This is a genomic window from Listeria grayi (assembly GCF_900638015.1).
GTDB lineage: Bacteria > Bacillota > Bacilli > Lactobacillales > Listeriaceae > Listeria > Listeria grayi.
On sequence record NZ_LR134483.1, the window covers coordinates 1,738,692 to 1,756,154 of the forward strand.

Sequence of the window (17,463 nt, forward strand, 5' to 3'; positions counted from 1 at the left end):
AGTTTCTAAAATAAGCCGAAAAACTTTTTCTTCTCTTTTTTTTGAAGTGGTATTTCTTTATTGATTTCCTTATTTTCAATGAGCCTTTTGCCATTCTCTATCATTTCTTCCATCATCTGCTGTCTTCCCTGCAGCTTTTTCTCTTTAAAAAGCGATTGCATCAAAAATGGACGCCGTTCTGCATGATGGGCATCTGAAGCTATAAAATGCGCCAAATTAAGATCCATGATCTGAATCGAGAGTTGCTGGATATTTTTCCCCGAGATCCCAGCTAACGAAGCAGATGTGAGCTGACTTAAAGCCCCCACGCTAATCAATTCAAATAGTAAGTCAACATCTTTTGCAATTGCCCGGTTCCGTTCTGGGTGAACAATGATAGGGATAAATCCCCGTGTTTGGATTTCATACAGCAGTTGTTTCGTGAACGCTGGCACCTCATTTGTAGGCAATTCGATCAGCAGATATTTCGAATGGTTGATCCCCTTTATATCACCACTCTCAATATCGGTTAAGATCGTATCGGTAATTCGGACCTCCTGACCCGGATATAACGCCACGCCGAGTTCCTGAATCGAATCGTCTCTCTTCAATTCCGTAAGCATCGCCTCTATCTGTGGAAAAACATTGGAGTAACGTGGATGCAAATGATGCGGTGTGACAACGATCCCCGTGATACCTTCCGATTTTGCCTGTTTGACAAGTGCGATCATCTCCGCTTTCGATCTTGGCCCGTCATCTATGCCGACAAGTAAATGATTATGGATATCGATCATTTTTTATCATCGCCATAGTAATAATAATAACTAGACGCCTTTTCCGGTGTCGCTTTATTGAGAACCACCCCAAGAATCTTTGCTCCGGCTTTTTCTAACAATTCTTTTCCTTTTTTTACATCATCACGATGGCTTTTTTTCGCATCGACCACATACACCACATGCTTTGCCAGTTCAGCAAAAAGCTGCGCATCTGTCACCGTATTGACAGGAGGTGTGTCGACCACAATAAAATCATATTCTTTCTGCAATTCCTCAAAAATAAGCGAAAAATTAACAGAACCAATCAACTCCGATGGATATGGGGGGATTGGTCCTGATGTCAGCAAGTACAAGTTGTCTATCCCTGTATCAAGAATCGATTTTTCAAAATCACTTTTTTTGATAATAAGTTTGGATAAGCCTTCTATATTACTTTTATTAAATTGATAATGCTGCGTCGGTTTCCGCATGTCCCCGTCGATCAGCAATGTTTTGAAGCCTGCTTGTGCGTAAGTGATCGCTAAATTAGCCGAAATAGTCGACTTTCCTGACGACGGCTTTTCCGATGTCACAACTACCGTCTTCACTTCACTATCCGCCGTTGAAAACATGATATTTGTTCGTATACCTCTGAACTTTTCGCTGACGATCGACTTTGGTTTATTGTGAGCAATCAGCGACAGTCCTCTTCTCATTCCGGTCTCTTTCTTTTTCATCTCAAATCACGCCCCCTATTTTCTGAAATCCTGAATGATTCCCAATACTGGTAAATCAAGAATTTCAGCCACATCTTCTTCTGTTTTGAGACTTTTATCCAGTACCTGTTTCAAAAAGATAAACAAAAGTGCCACAATCAGGCCTAAAAAAATACCGATCCCAGCATTTACAAGCGGTTTAGGCGAAACTTGCACGGCCTTGACATCCGCTTTTGATAGAATAGATACGTTGTCGACATTCATTATTTTTTTAATATCTTTACTAAATACCTTCGCTACCTCATTTGCCACTTTTTTAGACGTAGCCCTGCTATTGCTCCTAACACTGATATTTAAAATCTGCGATTGCGATTGATTATTGACAGTCAACATACTTAATATTTCCGAACTGGAAAATTCACGATCAAGATTCTTGGAAACGCTTTCTAAAATGCGTGGACTTTTAATGATTTCCGCATAGGTATTTACTAATTGCAAATTGGATTGCACTTCTTGTGCCATGAATTGGCTATTGGATTCCTTTTTGTTCACTAATATCTGTGTAGAAGAAGCATATTTTGGCGTCATGAAAAAATACGTGAGCACCATAGTGATAACTAAAAATACTACAGGTATAATCACGATCCATTTAAGATTTTGCTTCAAAACTTTTAACACTTTGCTCAAATCTACTACATCTCCCATGTCCAACCTCCCGTTTTTTGGAAAACTCCTTTCCGACCAGAATTTTCCTTTTTAAATTAGATAATACTTCTTGATATCGTCATGCGGCTGCACTTGATGAGGAAATAATGCTAACAACTTTCCGGGCGTAAAGTGAGGCTATGTATATGTATGGGATGAAATCGCCCGTCTTTGAAATGATAAGATAAGCAAATTCCTTGGAGTAAATGTGTTTTATAAAGTTTACTGGATCCGTGAACAACCACCTCTTTTATTTTTGTTTAGGCGATCCTTTGTTCTCTACCTCTTTTTGTGAATATGTAAACACCAGAAACACAAAATTCGTTAAAAAAGATATGTAAAATTTTTCATAGACGTACTTACTTCAAAAAAACTCCCCTAGCAAATCGCTAAGGGAGCTTTATCAAAAGTTTCGTTTGAAATCTTTTATTTTATCAATAATGCTATAATCAGGTCCTCCAAGTCGTGCAACTGGATCCAATTTTTCACTGTCCACATAACCAGTTGTCACATCATAGATATCTGCAGCAAGGTGCGCCTTAACGATCCGCAGCAAGAATAATTCCGTTTCAATGGTATCTGAGTCTTTTACCGTCAATGGAATATGCGCCTCCAGCTTCGTTTCGATCCGGACTTTCGCTTCTTGGATCCCGGGCGGCTGAACCAAATCACTGGCAACGATATGCAGCCCTGCCAACTCGATCTCACTTTCATTTGACGGTAGCGGCGAAGAAGTCTGATCCATTTGGGCAAGCAATGCTTTATCAGGAATATGAACAACCGCTTCTTTTCTATCTATAAGATTGCGCGCAGTATCCTTGCGCTGGGTTGGGTCATATTGAATCGATACCGCTAGGATCGTCGGTGTAAATATATTGAAATAGCTGAATGGAGCAGCGTTGATGACATTATCTTTATTTTGAGTGGTGATCCAAGCGATCGGACGTGGGATGATCGAACCCTTTATTAGCTTGCTCCAAGCTTTAGAAGTCATATCTTCTGGGGAAAATGAATGCATTCGGTTGCCTTCTTTCTTTTGGTTTTTGTTTTATGATAGCAGATTGAGGGGGTGGAGTGAAGGAGTTAGCTTGAAGCAAATAGCTGCTTTTTAAAGAATAAGCGCTTGTATCCCCTAACTTACTTAGCGTATACTAATAATTAGACTTACAAAACATAAAATAAAGGGAGGAAGAAAATTGGGTATATTTAATGGGATTTTAGGAAATGCTACCGAAATAGATCATCAAGAAGTTAAGAAAGAACTTTCAGCGGTATTGATTCCTGAGGAAAAAATCAATCTGGCTTATAAATTAGTGAGGGACCTAGTCGTTTTCACAGACTATCGCTTAATCGTTGTAGACAAACAAGGGCTAACTGGTAAGAAAACAGACTATAAAACTTTCCCTTATAAAAGCATTTCTCGCTTCAGCGTTGAAACCGCCGGACATTTTGATCTAGATGCCGAGCTAAAAATATGGATTTCAAGTGCAATAGAACCAGCTCAGGTCCTCCAATTCAGAAAAGATAAAAGTATTATTGAAATTCAGCAAGCTATAGCTTTAGCGACAATAAAATAACTTGCGGAAATTCTCTTGGAATTTACTACACACAAGGAGATAGATGAATGAAAAATATAAAAAACGTAAATCAAATAATCGATTTAATATTTAGCTTGATTATTATCGCTGCTGGAATCATTGCTTTAAACGCTTATAAAATAGCAAATAAAATGGTAATGGCGGGTATCTATTCAGATGAAGGGATAGATACGTCAGATTTATACTTTGAGACTGGCAGTATCATGATTTGTATTTTGATTGGGATGCTTATTTTTACAGTTGGAGCTGTGGCACTTTGGAAATATGTTAGAAAATAAAAGAAAACGAGCTCGTTTTTCGGACTGGCTCGTTTTTTATTTATAGATGTTGCTATAATAGGACAATATTACATTTACTAGTGCATATATCTACCTTAATTATATACAAAGTCTAAAATCCCACCATTTAAAGATGAAATATTGGGTCTACTGATAATCGATCTACTTTCCTAATAACTTTTTAAATATATCACCTTTCTATGTTGTCATCTGCTAAAAATTCTATAACGTCCAATAATTCCGAAAACCTAATAGCTTATGATTCTGATGTATATTGCTCACACACGCTATTATTATATGCGGTTACTCCTTGTTTTTGGAGATGCTGATCGCCAGTGTCACACATTTCTTTTAGCAAAGGTAAAAAAGATCGTCCATAATCTGTTAGTGCATATTCAACTTTGATCGGAACTTCTTCGGCATAAACCGTACGTTGAATCAAGCCATCTTGCTGCAGCTGTTTTAGCTGTTCGTTCAATACTTTGTGAGAAACACCTTCACAAATTTGAAGTAAATCTTTCGTGCGCTTTTTCCCCGCTCCCAATTGATAAAGAATAATACTTTTCCATTTCCCACTTATCATATTTTGAACCACATCAAACCCCGTATTTATTTTACCCATTATATCCTCCCTTACTTTCAGGTAACCTAGTGACAAGAAAGTGCAGTATTTTCAATTTTTCATGTTCAAGTTACTATGATTATAGCAGAAAAAGGAAATGGAGGTCTCAAAATGAGTTTACAATCTATTATTTTAAACAGGAAATCTGTAAGACATTATGATCCAAACTATATCATTGAGAAAAAGGAAATACTTGATTCTATCGAACTGGCGGCTAAATCTCCAAATGGGAATAATATTCAGAGTACGCGTTACTTAATAATTGAAAATAAAGCCCTCCGCTCAAAAATCAAAGTGGCTGCGAATAATCAGGAACAGGTGGAAACATCCAGTTACCTAATCTTGGTTTTAGGCGACTATCGTGCCTTTGAAACGGAAAATATTCGTATTATTCAAGAGGAAGCTTTTAAAAAGAACTATATCACACAAGAAATCAAAAATTATTTAACCAACGCAGCTGTTGCTTATTATCAAGATATGTCTCATGAAGATCAGATCAAAGAATTGGTTCGCGACGGTAGTCTAGCCGCTATGACGTTAGTTCTGCTTTTAAACGAGCGCGGATATCAGACCATTACCATGTCAGGTTATGATAAGACGGCGCTTTTTGAATTGTTGAATATTCCTGAGTATTATGAGGATATCATGCTGTTAAGTGTTGGAAAGGGTGTGAAAGAAGGGCACACGACAGTAAGACATCCTGTGGAAGAAATTGTATTTGTTGATGAAGTGAAATGATAAGTTACAAAAAGCACACATGGATTTATTAAGCATTGTGGTGATTCTAAATAAAAAAAAGCAGTAGGCTCTACTGCTTTTTTTTGCTTATTCTGCTGTTTTAGTTAGCTCTAGTGTTGGTTTATATACTTTTTTATCCGTAACCCCTGCCTTTTTCACATCCCATTTCAGCGTAATCTTGTTATATTTTTTTGGTGCTTCTTTTTTTGGGAGTTGGTAGACAAGTAATACATTCTTTTTATTTTTCTTAGGAAATTTCTCGCCAATATTCCGGCTGTTTTCTTTTGATAATTTATACACTTTGCCATCCACGATAAGTTTTGCTTTACCTAATCCGATAGTAAAATCTTTTTCCGTTTTGTTCACTAAGTCTAATTTCAGACCCACTACATCAATGTCTTTGCCCTTAACCTTACCATTTTTGACCACCGTGACATGTTTGATTTCAGAAGATAGACCTTTCCATGTATCTTTCCAATCCATGACATACATTTGCGTTTTTTCCGCTTTATCTGGAGATTTTTTATCCACTTGCTCAGGTTTCTCGCTACTATTCGAATTAGTACATGCTCCAAGCATGCTGATAATTATCACACTACTTAATAGAGCAATTAAAAACTTTTTCATACTCTCAACTCCGTTATTAATATTAATAAAATAAAGATACGTTTTCCTCCGTCATTTTATCATGAAAGCACACGAACGTTTTATGTCGTTTTTTCGAACTTTTTGTGTCAAAAAAATGTCTGGGAGTGATAAGAGAAGAAGAGATACATGAATTAAGTTCATTTAAACTCGAATGAATACATAGCTGTTATAATAACATTCTACATTTAGGAATGGCGAATCCCGGACATTTTCTCGAGTAATAATCAATAAAAACGCTACAGTATAACAGTCCTTCTTGCGTCGAGATATAGCTAATCCAAATTTACACAGAAGTTTTTAACTGCTTCACCTTAAAAAATGCTGGTAAAAGCTGTTCCAACTATTCACTCTGATCCGTTCCTTATAATAATTTGCAATAAAAAAGAGGGGAAATCAAATTCTAAGATTCCCCTCTTTTCATTTTTGAGATAGTACATAAATTAATTTATATAATACTAACCGTAACCGCTATGTCTTATATACTCACTTGCTTAAAGAATAATAATTTTTTTGATAAGCAATTTTAAACTCGTCAAATTCATCGTCGTCTGGCAAATATTTTTTGTTATAGTAACTCTCGACTTCACTTTTATCTATATGATAGGCTTTCCTATATCTAGTGGTTTTTCTTTCACAGGCACCCCCTAGATACTATATTTAGTGTTTTGTAATTTAAAAATAACAATATATAGTATATAATGGTTTTATCAAATAGAAGGAGTGATTTTCATGAAGTTAAATCCTGATTGTGTTAAAGATGTATTATTGAGCATTGAAGAAAACGTTGGTTTAGAAGAACATTTAAGGAATATAAACGAATTAAAACTTTCTGATTTATACTCTGATGAAGATATAACATATACTTTGCTGAAACTTGATGAGGCAAATTTCATTCACTTTTCACACACTAGCGGATCAAATTCCTTTTATAGCCTATCTATTGGAAACATGACCTATGAAGGACATAATTTTCTAGATACAGTTCGAGATCCAAGTAGATGGGAAAAAGTTAAACAAAAAGCTGCTTCTGTAGGTGGGGTATCTATTCCAATACTTCAGCAATTAGGAGCTCTTCTTTTAGAAAAACAATTAAACAGTTAACCTTAGAGGGCTTTCACGAGCCCTTTTTTATTCACGCTTCCTCCTCTTTTCCATCATAGATAATAGCCACTACATGAATTCTTTTCATATCATCTTCGTGGTCGTCTAAAAATTCTTGTAATACGTCGCGCTCGTTTTCTGCATGGGGCTAGTGAAATAATCAGATAAAGCTACGTGCGATCCTACGTAAATAACTCGATAATTATTGTCGATCAACACGTATTTGAACATCTTGCCAACTGTTTGACAACACAATCCCATTTGCTAAACAGCGGTTTTAAAATGCTTTAAGGCACTTTAAACGGATTAATTTTGTACTATTACTGACATCCATTTTACCAAGCCCTTCATAAATGTGCGTACTATTTACGTCATCAATATGCTTAATATCAGTCGCTTTTATAAATGAACTAATGTGCGTTTCATGGTCGCGTACTGTCCGCTATCGAAGCCCTGACGCCTGCATTTGTGAAATGATAAATTTTAGTGCGCCTGCACTGCTTTCCTTGCCAGCCTTGCCAACGTCATAAATTCCCAATTTTTTAGTCAAAATAAAAACCTCCTACAAGTGTTATTTGTAAGAGGAAGTTATGGCGGTTCTGCCAGTGACCGAATACTGACCGATTCACCTAACGTTCAAAACCGCATTATACCAACGTTTCATATGTCCTGAGCAGGATTCGAACCTGCGACCGACGGCTTAGAAGGCCGTTGCTCTATCCAGCTGAGCTATCAGGACAGATTGGCTTGCAATTATCGCAGCCAAATACCATTTTATGTTTATTTCGCTTGTTTGTCAATCTTTTTTTAGCTTTTTGTCGACACAATTTGTATATTTATACAATTACTTCTTAAAAGCGGGGAAAAGCTGTGTAAGGTCGCTTAGTTCTTGATCGTCTTCACTCATGAAGCGAACTAAGGTGCCTTCATCATTTGCATCGATCAGGGCATATGTTTTTTCTCTAATGCGGCCTCTTGGTAAGGAAATACTGCCAGGATTCAGAATGATGGTATCGTCCAAAATGTCTACGCCTAATTCGTGGGAATGACCGAAGAATACAAAATCTGCATTTACTTCCCGTGCTCGGTAGCGCAGGTTCATCAATGTCATTTTAATATTATACAGATGGCCGTGAGTGGTAAAAATACGGTATCCATCCACATCGCCTACCCATTCATTGGGGTATCCTGAGCCAAAGTCGCAGTTGCCGCGTACGGTAATGAAGCCTTGCATAGCAGGGTCATCTGCTTCTAATTCGGAGTCGCCGCAGTGGATCATGGCGTCGACGTTACCTTGGTATTTTTCTTTTAAATGGATCAAACAATCTCGTTCGCTATGGCTGTCGCTCACTACTAACAATTTCACTATTTTTCGCTCCCTTTAGTCGATTTTCTGAATCAGTATGTCGATATCTTTAGCTAATTTGGCTAAGGCATTTGCTCGATGGCTGATTTTATTTTTTTCGGAGGCAGCGATTTCTGCCATGGTCTTCTGATAGTTTGGCAGATAGAATAACGGGTCATAGCCAAAACCGCTTGCGCCTCGCTCTTCTTCTGTTATGTATCCTGACACTTCTCCACTGTAGAAAATCGTTTGTTGCTGTGGTACTGCAATGGCTAATGTGCAATGAAACCTTGCTGTTCGCTGCTCATAAGGTACGCCGGTTAAATTTTTCAGCAGTTTTTTGTTATTTTTCTTATCGTCATGTCCATCGCCGGCATATCGGGCGGAGTAGACACCTGGTGCTCCGTCTAAGTAATCAACGATCAGGCCGGAGTCATCGGCAAGTACTGGGATATTCAGTAAATTTGCGACGGTTTCTGCTTTTAAAGCTGCATTTTCTGCAAAGGTGGTCCCTGTTTCTTCGATTTCACCGATTTCCGGAAAATCCAGCAACGTTTTGATAGTCACGGGATAATCGGCAAAAAGTGCTTGGAATTCTTGGGCTTTTCCCTTGTTAGCTGTGGCGATCACGAGTGTTTTCATGTCTTATTCCCCCTTTATTTTCGCTGTCAGTGCTGCTCCTAATATTTCCTGCTGCATGATATTTAATGCTTGGATCCCTTTTTTCCCAAGCGTGATCAGCTCTTGTAAGTCTGTTTCAGAAAAAGTAGCTTCTTCTCCGGTTCCTTGTAACTCTACAAATTGACCTGCGCCGGTCATCACAATATTCATGTCGACTTCGGCAGCGCTGTCTTCGATGTAATTCAAGTCCAAGACTGCTCCTTCATTTTCAAGGATACCAACGCTAGTTGCGGCAAGGAAATCTTTGATCGGAAACTTGGCTAATGGTGCTGTTTGGTACAGTTTTTCGATTGCCAAAGCAAGTGCTACGAATGCTCCAGTGATCGATGCAGTGCGGGTGCCACCATCTGCTTGGATGACATCGCAATCGATCCAGATCGTCCGTTCACCGAGGGCATCTAAGTCCACGACTGCGCGGAGTGCCCTGCCGATCAAGCGTTGGATCTCCATCGTCCTGCCGCCCACTTTGCCTTTTGATGATTCGCGGATATTTCGAGTCGTTGTCGCTCGTGGCAGCATGGCGTATTCTGCGGATATCCAACCTTTGCCTTCGCCGCGCATGAATGGCGGTACTTTTTCTTCAATGCTGGCGGAACAGATCACTTTTGTATCCCCCGTTGATATCAATACAGAACCTTCGGGATGGATCAAATAATCTTTGATAAGTTCTATTTTACGCAGTTCCCCTTTATTACGGCCGTCATGTCTCATTGTTTCCCTCCTTCTCCTAATTTAATGTGCTCGATATGCATGTCTTGCATGCCGAGCCAATCTTCTGCTAAGTTTTTAAAAATCGATGTGGAACCGGTTGTGAAAAAACGATGTTTGATCGTATCGCCGCCACTGTCCAATAATCCATGATAATCGAGCAGTGCACTCACTTCGCTGGCAGTTTCTTCACCGGAATTGATGACTGCTACATCAGCACCCAAAAAATTCTCGATGATCGGTTTTAAAAGCGGATAATGGGTACATCCTAATATAACGGTATCGATCGTTGTATTTTTTAGTGGCAATAGAGATTCTGCTACCACTTTTTTCGCGATCGCACTTTTATATTCGCCGGATTCTACGACAGAAACGAATTTCGGACATGCCAGCGAATCGACTTCGACTTGATGATTCAGGCGTTTCAATGCTTTCGGATAGGCTTCGCTTTTTACCGTTCCGATCGTTCCCAGTACGGCGATCTTATTATTTCTTGATTCTTTTAAGGCTGCCCTGGATCCCGGTTGAATAACGCCAATAACAGGAATATCCAGTTCTGCTCTGATTTGTACTAGAGCTGCTGCTGTTGCCGTATTGCAGGCAATGACTAACATTTTGATACCTCGGTCAATCAAAAAGTGGGACATTTCTCTTGTGAATTTCAATACTTCTTCTGGTTTTCTGGGGCCATATGGACATCTCGCCGTGTCCCCTAAATAATAAATTTGTTCATGAGGTAATTGTTTTAAAACTTCCTTCACTACTGTCAAACCGCCTACACCAGAATCTATAAAACCAATTGCTTGTTTCACAGTATCGCCTCTATTTCTTGTTTTAGTAGCTTTGCTGACTATCTAGTTTGTTTATTCTTGCTAATTTTTTCTATACCTATCTATTTTCTTATTTTTTAATGATTTTCGCAAGCCTTTTATCATAAAATTAAGGTTTTCTAAATTTTTGCGATTTGTATTTTTAATTCTGGTCATTTTTGGTTATAATAAAACAAAGAAAGCGAGGTATACGAAATGACAGAAGAAACGCCGAAGGAAACGACCGAACAACATGAACAGTCTTTACTCGTTCCTAGCTTTGGACTAGAACTGCTGCGCGATGAGCTGATCCCAGAACTTTTAGGTGATGAGGCAGGACATATTCTATACTGGGCAGGAAAAAGCATGGCCCGCAAATATCCATTAGAAGACTTTGATGCGATCGCAGCTTTTTTTCAAAAAGCATCATGGGGCGACTTATCGATCATCAAAGAGAAAAAAGAAGAGCTGCAGTTATTGCTGACAGGCGAATTCGTGAATCATCGCTATGAAGTCGAAAATGAACCTACTTTCAAGCTGGAAGCAGGGTTTATTGCGGAACAGCTACAATTACAGCGCAACCTCTATACAGAGAGTTACGATGAGCTGGATATCCGCAAGCGTCAGGCAAAGATCGTAGTCAAATGGGACCGCAAAGAAATCGTGGCTTCTGAATAAGCGAAAACAGCACCAAACATTATACATGTGTTTGGTGCTGTTTTTTATTTATCTAATTCAAAGGTTTGATGCAGGATTTTAGCTGCATTTACCATTTGTTTTTCAGGGACAACTGTTGAGACTTTGATTTCTGAGGTGCTGATCATTTTGATCGGGATCTCTTTTTCTGTCAGAGCCTCGAACATGCGCGCTGCTACACCTGGATTGGAGACCATTCCGGAGCCCACGATTGATACTTTTGCCAGTTGCTGCTCGGATTCTAGTTTCCCAAATTGAAGCAGTTCTTTATTGTCATTCAAAACAGCTAATGTATCAAGCAATGCGTCGGTTTGGATCGTAAAGGACAAATTGCCGCTGCCAAGACCGGTAATACCTTGGATAATAATGTCGACATCGATGTTTTGTGCTGCGAGTGTCGTGAATACTTTAGAGACCCGCATCTCTTCTTTGGTCGGCCAATGGATCGTCACGCGTGTGATCTTATCTTCAAAGGCAACTCCTGTTACCGCTTTTGTATTTTCCAATTTGTTGACCTCCTCAATCATCGTTCCTGCTTTTTGTTCGTGGCTTGCCCGCACTTCTAGCGGGATACCGAAATTTTTCGCATATTCTACAGCACGCGGATGCAAGACTCCGGCGCCTAAATGTGCTAGTTCCAGCATTTCGTCATAAGTAAGGGCTGGTAGTTGTTTCGCATCAGGAACATAACGAGGATCAGCAGTGTAAACGCCAGTCACATCGGTTCCGATCGCACATTTTTCTGCTTTTAAAGCCGCAGCGAGTGCCACTGCTGTCGTATCGGATCCACCTCTGCCTAATGTCGTGATCGCTCCATCCGCAGTTACGCCTTGAAAGCCGGCGACGATAACGATCTCGCCACGATCTAAAGCTGCTTGGATATTGGTCGTATCGATATCTGCAATGCGGGCATTGCTATGTACGGTCTCTGTTTCGATTCCTGCTTGCCAGCCTGTAAACGAGATAGCAGGCTGCTGACGCGCTTTTAATGTCATTGCCAGTAAAGATATGGTCACTTGTTCTCCAGTGGTCAAAAGCATATCCATTTCACGTTTATCGGGGTATTCTGCGATTTCATTTGCCATGGCGACTAATCGATCGGTCGATTTTCCCATTGCGGAAACGACAACGACGACTTGATTGCCTTTTTCTTTTTCAAAAATAGCCTGTTCTGCTGTTTTGGCTATTTTTTCTACGGTGCTGACGGAAGTGCCGCCAAATTTTAATACTACGATTCCCAAGACTTTTTCCCCTCCGATTCCTCTAGTTATAGCTATTTTAGCGTATCCGTCTCTGCTTGAAAAGAAAAATCTTTCCTTTCAAAAAAGAAGTCCGCCGTTTCGGACTCCTTTTTCATTCACTTTTCTTATTCAGCGAATCGACTTTGGCTTTGACTGCTTCAGCCACTGCTTGTGGCACGCCTGCTGCTTTTAGTTCTTCCACGCTGGCTGCTTTGATTTTTTTCATCGAGCCAAAGTGCTGTAACAGGGTTTTCTTTCTACCGGGACCAACGCCGGGAATGCCATCTAGTACGGATTGGAAGCCACTTTTGCTTCGTAGCTGGCGATGGAATGTGATCGCAAAACGATGGACTTCATCTTGGATCCGTTGCAGCAGATAGAATGACTCGCTGTTACGTTCGAGCGGGATGATCTCGAGCGGTTCGCCAAACAGCAACTGACTCGTCCGGTGGCGGTCATCCTTGGCTAATCCAGCTACAGGAATATCGAGTCCGAGTTCATTGACTAGAATATCGCGAGCACTTTCGATTTGCCCTTTCCCACCATCGATCAGAATCAGATCAGGCAGTGGGAGTCCTTCTTTAAGCACGCGCCAATATCTCCGGCGTACGACTTCGCGCATGGTACCGTAATCATCGGGTCCAGCAACGGTCTTGATTTTGTATTTACGATAGTCGTTTTTGCTCGGTTTCCCGTCAATAAAGGTGACCATTGCCGAAACGGGATCAGTTCCTTGGATATTGGAATTATCAAAGGCTTCGATCCGGCTTGGAGTAGGGATTCCCATCGCTTCGCCTAATCGTTCTACGGCGCCGACCGTTCGCTCTTCATTGCGTTCCAACAGCGAGAATTTTTCATTCAAGGCGATTTTGGCATTTTTATATGCTAGTTTTACTAATTCTTTTTTATTACCGCGTTTCGGTACCAAAACTTTTGTTTCGGGAACGACGGCTTGGATGGCCTCATCGTCCACGTCATCTGGAAGATAAATTTCTTTCGGCGGGATGTGGTTTGCCTTTTGATAAAATTGACCGATAAAGGTAAGAAAATCTTCATCTGCATCATTATAGAACGGAAATTGTGAGGCTTCGCGTTCGATCAATTTCCCTTGACGAATAAAGAATACTTGGACGCACATCCAGCCTTTATCGATCGCATAACCGAAAACATCTCGGTCGACAAAGTCAGTTACGGTCATTTTTTGTTTCTCCATCGTTGTTTCGATCGCATTTATTTGATCGCGATATTCGCCTGCTTTTTCAAATTCCATGTTCTCTGCGGCTTGTGCCATTTTGGTGTTCAATTCTTGTTTTACCTTTTTGTATCCGCCGTTTAAGAAGGAAACGATCTCGTCTTCCATCTGGCGATATTTCGCTTCATCGACTTCAAAAACGCAAGGCGCCAGACATTGGCCTAGGTGATAGTAAAGGCAGACTTTATTTGGCAGCGTATTGCATTTCCGCAGTGGATAAAGACGGTCAAGGATTTTTTTCACTTCGTTTGCCGCATAGACATTCGGATACGGGCCAAAGTATTTTCCTTTATCTTTTTTTACTTGCCTGGTAATGATCAGCCGCGGATGGCGTTCGTTTGTGATCTTGATAAACGGATACGTTTTGTCATCTTTCAACCGAATATTGAAGCGCGGATCGTGTTTCTTGATCAGATTGATCTCAAGTAACAAGGCTTCGACGTTGGAAGAGGTGACGATATATTCAAAATCGGCAATTTCTTGTACCAATCGTTGTGTTTTACCATCATGAGTCCCGGTGAAATATGAACGGACTCGGTTTTTCAGAACTTTTGCTTTCCCCACATAAATGATCGTTCCTTGATCATCCTTCATGAGATAACAGCCAGGTTGATCAGGAAGCAATGCGAGTTTGTCTTGGATTTTCTTGGAATACACCTGCTCCACTCCTTTTATATAAGAAGGATCTTCGCTCAAAAAAACAGCTTACCAGCTCGATTGATGAACCAAAGTCACTTACTTTCCTTTAAATTGTATCAATAAAATACAAAAGTGGAAAGCAAGAGGCAATTTTGGTTCTTCCCTCGGCCGGCAAGCTGCCTATGCATAAAATCGCTTTTTTATAGATATTGGTTGATTACTTCGTCCAATTCTTCTTTTGGACGGTAGCCAATAACAGTATCAACGACTTCATTGTCTTTTTTGATCAATAAAGTAGGGATACTCATTACTTTAAATGCTTCGGATGTTTTTGGATTTTCATCCACATCGATTTTCACGATTTTGAGTGCATCGCCGCGTTCTTCTGCTATTTCTTCTAAAACTGGAGCTACCATGCGACAAGGTCCGCACCATGTTGCCCAGAAATCAACTAATACTAAACCATCTTTTGTTTCATCTGCAAAATTTGCATCTGTAATTGCTTGTACCATTTTGCTCAACTCCTCTTTCAATCTGTAACGTCAGTATAACACCCTTTATTAGGGGCTGCTATTTTTTTGCTCATTGTCATTTGAGTTCAGCGATCGTCACTCCGTTGCCGCCTTCTGCTGCCGCTCCGAAACGAATCGATTTGACGAGTCGGTGGTGTTTCAGAAATTCGGTCACGCCATTACGAAGCGCCCCGGTTCCTTTACCGTGAATGATCGACACTTGATGATAACCTGCGAGTAAAGCTTCGTCAATGTATTTATCGACTTGCTGAAGTGCATCTTCATAACGAACGCCACGCAGATCGAGTTCTGTTTTGACAGCAGCTTCATTGCCGCGTACGTTGGTGATCATTCGTTTTGTGGTTTCTTTTTCAGGCTTGATGTATTCAAGGTCTTTCTCTTTGATCTTCATTTTGATGATCCCGATCTGTACGTTCCATTCCTTTTTGCCCGTCTGATCGAGCAGCACGCCTTTTTGACCGAGGGAAAGCACACGGACATTGTCACCTGGAGCGAATACATGGACTTGAACGACATGTTCCGGTACAGGCTGTTTCGAGATCGTTTTTGGTTTTGCCTGACTTAGACGCGTTCGAGCATCGATCAATTCGTGCTCTTTGATCGTTTGTGCCCCACTAAGCTGCATTTGCCGTAGATCATGCATCACGGCTTCTGCTTCTGTTTCAGCTTTTTCAATGATCGCAGCTGCTTCTTTATTTGCTTTTTCTACTAAATTCTCTTTCTGATTGTGGTACTGGATGATTTCTTTTTGCAAATCTTTCTGCAGTTTCTCTGCATCGCGGGCGATTTGATAAGCTGCTTCATATTCTTTTTCTGCTTGGTTGCGTTTTTCTTCTAAGCTGGAGATCATGTCGTTCAAATCAGCACTTTCGGTATCGATCAGGTTGCGAGCGTTTTGAATGACTTCCTCTCGTAATCCCAGCCGGCTGGAAATATCAAAGGCGTTACTTCTACCTGGTACCCCAATCAATAATCGATAAGTCGGACTTAGTGTTTCAACATTAAATTCGACGGAAGCGTTTGTTGCGAAAGGGCGATTATAGCCATATGCTTTCAGTTCTGGATAATGGGTCGTAGCAACGACACTTGCGCCTGAATCATGGACGGCATCTAAAATCGCGATCGCCAGCGCAGCGCCTTCTTGTGGATCGGTACCAGCACCCAATTCATCGAACAGGACAAGAGAACGGTCATTGGTTTTTTCTAAGATACTGACGATATTTGTCATATGTGAAGAGAAGGTACTGAGATTCTGTTCGATTGATTGTTCGTCACCAATGTCGGCAAAGACGGCATCAAAAACACTAACCACTGATTCTTCTTCTGCCGGGATCTGCAGTCCGGCCTGTGCCATTAATGTCAGCAGACCTAATGTTTTAAGTGTGATCGTTTTACCACCTGTATTCGGACCGGTGATCACGATCGCGGAAAAATCTTCGCCTAGATAGATATCATTGGCCACTACGGTTTCTGCCGGTAAAAGCGGGTGCCTGGCTTTGATAAGTTTGATTTTCTTTTCCGTATTTAACTGTGGTGTGACTGCGCGGATCGATTTACCATATTTCGCTTTGGCAAATATAAAATCAAAACGGCCAAGCAAGTAGGTGTTGTGATGGATCGCAGGCGTCCATTCGGCCACTACAGCTGAAACTTCTGCTAGGATTCGATCGATTTCTTGTTTTTCACGCGCTTTTAGACTGCGACGTTCATTATTCAGTTCAACGACACGGGCCGGTTCCATGAATAGCGTCTGACCGGAAGCCGATTGATCGTGGACAATACCGCCGAAATGATTTTTATATTCTTGTTTGACGGGGATAACGAAACGGTCATTCCGAATGGTAATGATTGCATCGCTCAGCATTTTGCTTGTATTGGAATTACGAAGTAGCTCTTCCAATTTTTCGCGGACGCGTGACTCAGCACGTCGCATGCCGCTTCTGATCCCGCGAAGTGTTTCGCTTGCTGAGTCGAGAATTGCTCCGCTTTCATCTACGGTCAAGGAAATCGTTTCTTCTAATTCAGGAAACAGCTCGAGTTCCTCGGCGCTTGTGTTAAATAGCGGGATATCGATTCCTTGTTCTGTCATGTCCTCGATAAAATGCTTCATCAGCCGGCTGACTCTGAGATTACTGCCGATTTGATAAAGTTCTACGCCGTTCAGATCGCCGCCGATCTCTAGACGCTTCAAAGAAGAACCGATATCATTGACGCCTTCGATCGGAGCTGTTCCTTTTAGGCGAAAGATTTTCGCACCTTCTTCTGTTTCTAGTAAAGCTTGACGGACTTTGTCATACTCGCTGCTTGGCGCCAATTCACGAATTACTTGCGCACCTAAGCTTGAAGTAGCATATTCCACCAGCTGTTCTTTTATTTTATGAAATTCTAATATTTTTTCTACTTTTTTTTCCATATTGAT

19 protein-coding genes and 1 tRNA gene are annotated in these 17,463 nt (G+C 40.6%); 5 read left to right on the forward strand and 15 right to left on the reverse strand.

The window, feature by feature from the left end; translation table 11 throughout:
* Positions 1-5 precede the first annotated feature (5 nt).
* The 4 genes from EL241_RS08405 to EL241_RS08420 form a co-directional block, all read right to left on the reverse strand.
* Positions 6-773, reverse strand: coding sequence for a tyrosine-protein phosphatase (locus tag EL241_RS08405; protein WP_036106450.1), 768 nt, complete (start codon positions 771-773; stop codon positions 6-8).
* Positions 770-1,471 carry a polysaccharide biosynthesis tyrosine autokinase gene (locus EL241_RS08410; protein WP_036106448.1) on the reverse strand — a complete coding sequence of 234 codons (702 nt, stop codon included), beginning with the start codon at positions 1,469-1,471 and terminating at the stop codon, positions 770-772. The genes EL241_RS08405 and EL241_RS08410 overlap by 4 nt, the downstream gene beginning before the upstream one ends.
* 15 nt (positions 1,472-1,486) lie before the next feature.
* The gene (locus EL241_RS08415) at positions 1,487-2,155 is read right to left on the reverse strand and encodes a Wzz/FepE/Etk N-terminal domain-containing protein (protein WP_036106446.1); all 669 of its coding nucleotides are present in this window, start codon (positions 2,153-2,155) and stop codon (positions 1,487-1,489) included.
* 403 nt (positions 2,156-2,558) lie between these two features.
* Positions 2,559-3,173: a flavin reductase family protein gene (locus EL241_RS08420; protein ID WP_036106442.1), complete on the reverse strand. Its 615-nt coding sequence runs from the start codon at positions 3,171-3,173 to the stop codon at positions 2,559-2,561.
* A 178-nt stretch (positions 3,174-3,351) separates the two neighbouring features.
* Here EL241_RS08420 and EL241_RS08425 point away from each other — a divergent pair, with 178 nt between their 5' ends.
* Both EL241_RS08425 and EL241_RS08430 read left to right on the forward strand, forming a co-directional pair.
* Positions 3,352-3,732, forward strand: a complete 381-nt coding sequence (locus EL241_RS08425) for a PH domain-containing protein (RefSeq protein ID WP_036106441.1) — start codon at positions 3,352-3,354, stop codon at positions 3,730-3,732.
* Between the two features lie 47 nt (positions 3,733-3,779).
* Complete coding sequence (locus tag EL241_RS08430; protein ID WP_036106439.1) at positions 3,780-4,031, forward strand: hypothetical protein; 252 nt, start codon at positions 3,780-3,782, stop codon at positions 4,029-4,031.
* 256 nt (positions 4,032-4,287) lie between these two features.
* On the opposite strand, the gene EL241_RS08435 is transcribed toward EL241_RS08430, so the two are convergent.
* A complete protein-coding gene (locus tag EL241_RS08435) occupies positions 4,288-4,653 on the reverse strand; it encodes a winged helix-turn-helix transcriptional regulator (RefSeq protein ID WP_036106436.1) in 366 nt (121 codons plus the stop codon).
* Positions 4,654-4,764: 111 nt separating this feature from the next.
* Here EL241_RS08435 and EL241_RS08440 point away from each other — a divergent pair, with 111 nt between their 5' ends.
* A complete protein-coding gene (locus EL241_RS08440) occupies positions 4,765-5,391 on the forward strand; it encodes a nitroreductase family protein (RefSeq protein WP_036106433.1) in 627 nt (208 codons plus the stop codon).
* A gap of 87 nt (positions 5,392-5,478) precedes the next feature.
* Here the strand turns inward: EL241_RS08440 and EL241_RS08445 are convergent, their stop codons facing one another.
* A complete protein-coding gene (locus EL241_RS08445) occupies positions 5,479-6,018 on the reverse strand; it encodes a hypothetical protein (RefSeq protein ID WP_126320506.1) in 540 nt (179 codons plus the stop codon).
* Positions 6,019-6,768: 750 nt separating this feature from the next.
* Here EL241_RS08445 and EL241_RS08450 point away from each other — a divergent pair.
* A complete protein-coding gene (locus EL241_RS08450; RefSeq protein WP_036106428.1) occupies positions 6,769-7,140 on the forward strand; it encodes a DUF2513 domain-containing protein in 372 nt (123 codons plus the stop codon).
* 665 nt (positions 7,141-7,805) lie between these two features.
* Here EL241_RS08450 and EL241_RS08455 read toward each other — a convergent pair.
* The 5 genes from EL241_RS08455 to racE form a co-directional block, all read right to left on the reverse strand.
* Positions 7,806-7,879, reverse strand: a tRNA-Arg gene (locus tag EL241_RS08455).
* A 105-nt stretch (positions 7,880-7,984) separates the two neighbouring features.
* Positions 7,985-8,506, reverse strand: coding sequence for a metallophosphoesterase (locus EL241_RS08460; protein WP_003755240.1), 522 nt, complete (start codon positions 8,504-8,506; stop codon positions 7,985-7,987).
* A gap of 15 nt (positions 8,507-8,521) precedes the next feature.
* Entirely contained in the window at positions 8,522-9,127 is a 606-nt protein-coding gene (locus EL241_RS08465; protein WP_003755238.1) for an XTP/dITP diphosphatase, read from the reverse strand.
* A gap of 3 nt (positions 9,128-9,130) precedes the next feature.
* Entirely contained in the window at positions 9,131-9,877 is a 747-nt protein-coding gene (gene rph / locus EL241_RS08470) for a ribonuclease PH (RefSeq protein WP_115345708.1), read from the reverse strand.
* Positions 9,874-10,686 (reverse strand): glutamate racemase, encoded by an 813-nt coding sequence (gene racE / locus EL241_RS08475; protein ID WP_003755234.1) that lies wholly within the window; start codon positions 10,684-10,686, stop codon positions 9,874-9,876. The genes rph and racE overlap by 4 nt, the downstream gene beginning before the upstream one ends.
* A gap of 213 nt (positions 10,687-10,899) precedes the next feature.
* Between racE and EL241_RS08480 the strand changes: the two genes are divergently transcribed.
* Positions 10,900-11,361 carry a YslB family protein gene (locus EL241_RS08480; protein WP_003755231.1) on the forward strand — a complete coding sequence of 154 codons (462 nt, stop codon included), beginning with the start codon at positions 10,900-10,902 and terminating at the stop codon, positions 11,359-11,361.
* A 44-nt stretch (positions 11,362-11,405) separates the two neighbouring features.
* On the opposite strand, the gene EL241_RS08485 is transcribed toward EL241_RS08480, so the two are convergent.
* From EL241_RS08485 to EL241_RS08500, 4 genes are all read right to left on the reverse strand, one after another.
* On the reverse strand, positions 11,406-12,620 hold the full coding sequence (locus EL241_RS08485) for an aspartate kinase (RefSeq protein WP_003755229.1): 1,215 nt from the start codon (positions 12,618-12,620) through the stop codon (positions 11,406-11,408).
* A gap of 112 nt (positions 12,621-12,732) precedes the next feature.
* Complete coding sequence (uvrC, locus tag EL241_RS08490; protein ID WP_036106426.1) at positions 12,733-14,529, reverse strand: excinuclease ABC subunit UvrC; 1,797 nt, start codon at positions 14,527-14,529, stop codon at positions 12,733-12,735.
* Positions 14,530-14,711: 182 nt separating this feature from the next.
* Positions 14,712-15,023: a thioredoxin gene (gene trxA, locus EL241_RS08495; protein WP_003755226.1), complete on the reverse strand. Its 312-nt coding sequence runs from the start codon at positions 15,021-15,023 to the stop codon at positions 14,712-14,714.
* A 76-nt stretch (positions 15,024-15,099) separates the two neighbouring features.
* Positions 15,100-17,457: an endonuclease MutS2 gene (locus tag EL241_RS08500; RefSeq protein ID WP_036106424.1), complete on the reverse strand. Its 2,358-nt coding sequence runs from the start codon at positions 17,455-17,457 to the stop codon at positions 15,100-15,102.
* Positions 17,458-17,463 lie beyond the last annotated feature (6 nt).

Excerpts from the sequence above, each read along its gene's own strand:
- EL241_RS08445 (WP_126320506.1), bottom strand. The coding sequence starts at position 6,018 with ATGAAAAAGTTTTTAATTGCTCTATTAAGTAGTGTGATAATTATCAGC.
- EL241_RS08500 (WP_036106424.1), bottom strand. The coding sequence starts at position 17,457 with ATGGAAAAAAAAGTAGAAAAAATATTAGAATTTCATAAAATAAAAGAA.
- EL241_RS08480 (WP_003755231.1), top strand. The coding sequence starts at position 10,900 with ATGACAGAAGAAACGCCGAAGGAAACGACCGAACAACATGAACAGTCT.
- EL241_RS08415 (WP_036106446.1), bottom strand. The coding sequence starts at position 2,155 with ATGGGAGATGTAGTAGATTTGAGCAAAGTGTTAAAAGTTTTGAAGCAA.
- EL241_RS08430 (WP_036106439.1), top strand. The coding sequence starts at position 3,780 with ATGAAAAATATAAAAAACGTAAATCAAATAATCGATTTAATATTTAGC.
- EL241_RS08435 (WP_036106436.1), bottom strand. The coding sequence starts at position 4,653 with ATGGGTAAAATAAATACGGGGTTTGATGTGGTTCAAAATATGATAAGT.
- EL241_RS08450 (WP_036106428.1), top strand. The coding sequence starts at position 6,769 with ATGAAGTTAAATCCTGATTGTGTTAAAGATGTATTATTGAGCATTGAA.
- EL241_RS08410 (WP_036106448.1), bottom strand. The coding sequence starts at position 1,471 with ATGAAAAAGAAAGAGACCGGAATGAGAAGAGGACTGTCGCTGATTGCT.
- EL241_RS08420 (WP_036106442.1), bottom strand. The coding sequence starts at position 3,173 with ATGCATTCATTTTCCCCAGAAGATATGACTTCTAAAGCTTGGAGCAAG.
- EL241_RS08465 (WP_003755238.1), bottom strand. The coding sequence starts at position 9,127 with ATGAAAACACTCGTGATCGCCACAGCTAACAAGGGAAAAGCCCAAGAA.
- rph (WP_115345708.1), bottom strand. The coding sequence starts at position 9,877 with ATGAGACATGACGGCCGTAATAAAGGGGAACTGCGTAAAATAGAACTT.
- EL241_RS08440 (WP_036106433.1), top strand. The coding sequence starts at position 4,765 with ATGAGTTTACAATCTATTATTTTAAACAGGAAATCTGTAAGACATTAT.
- EL241_RS08405 (WP_036106450.1), bottom strand. The coding sequence starts at position 773 with ATGATCGATATCCATAATCATTTACTTGTCGGCATAGATGACGGGCCA.
- trxA (WP_003755226.1), bottom strand. The coding sequence starts at position 15,023 with ATGGTACAAGCAATTACAGATGCAAATTTTGCAGATGAAACAAAAGAT.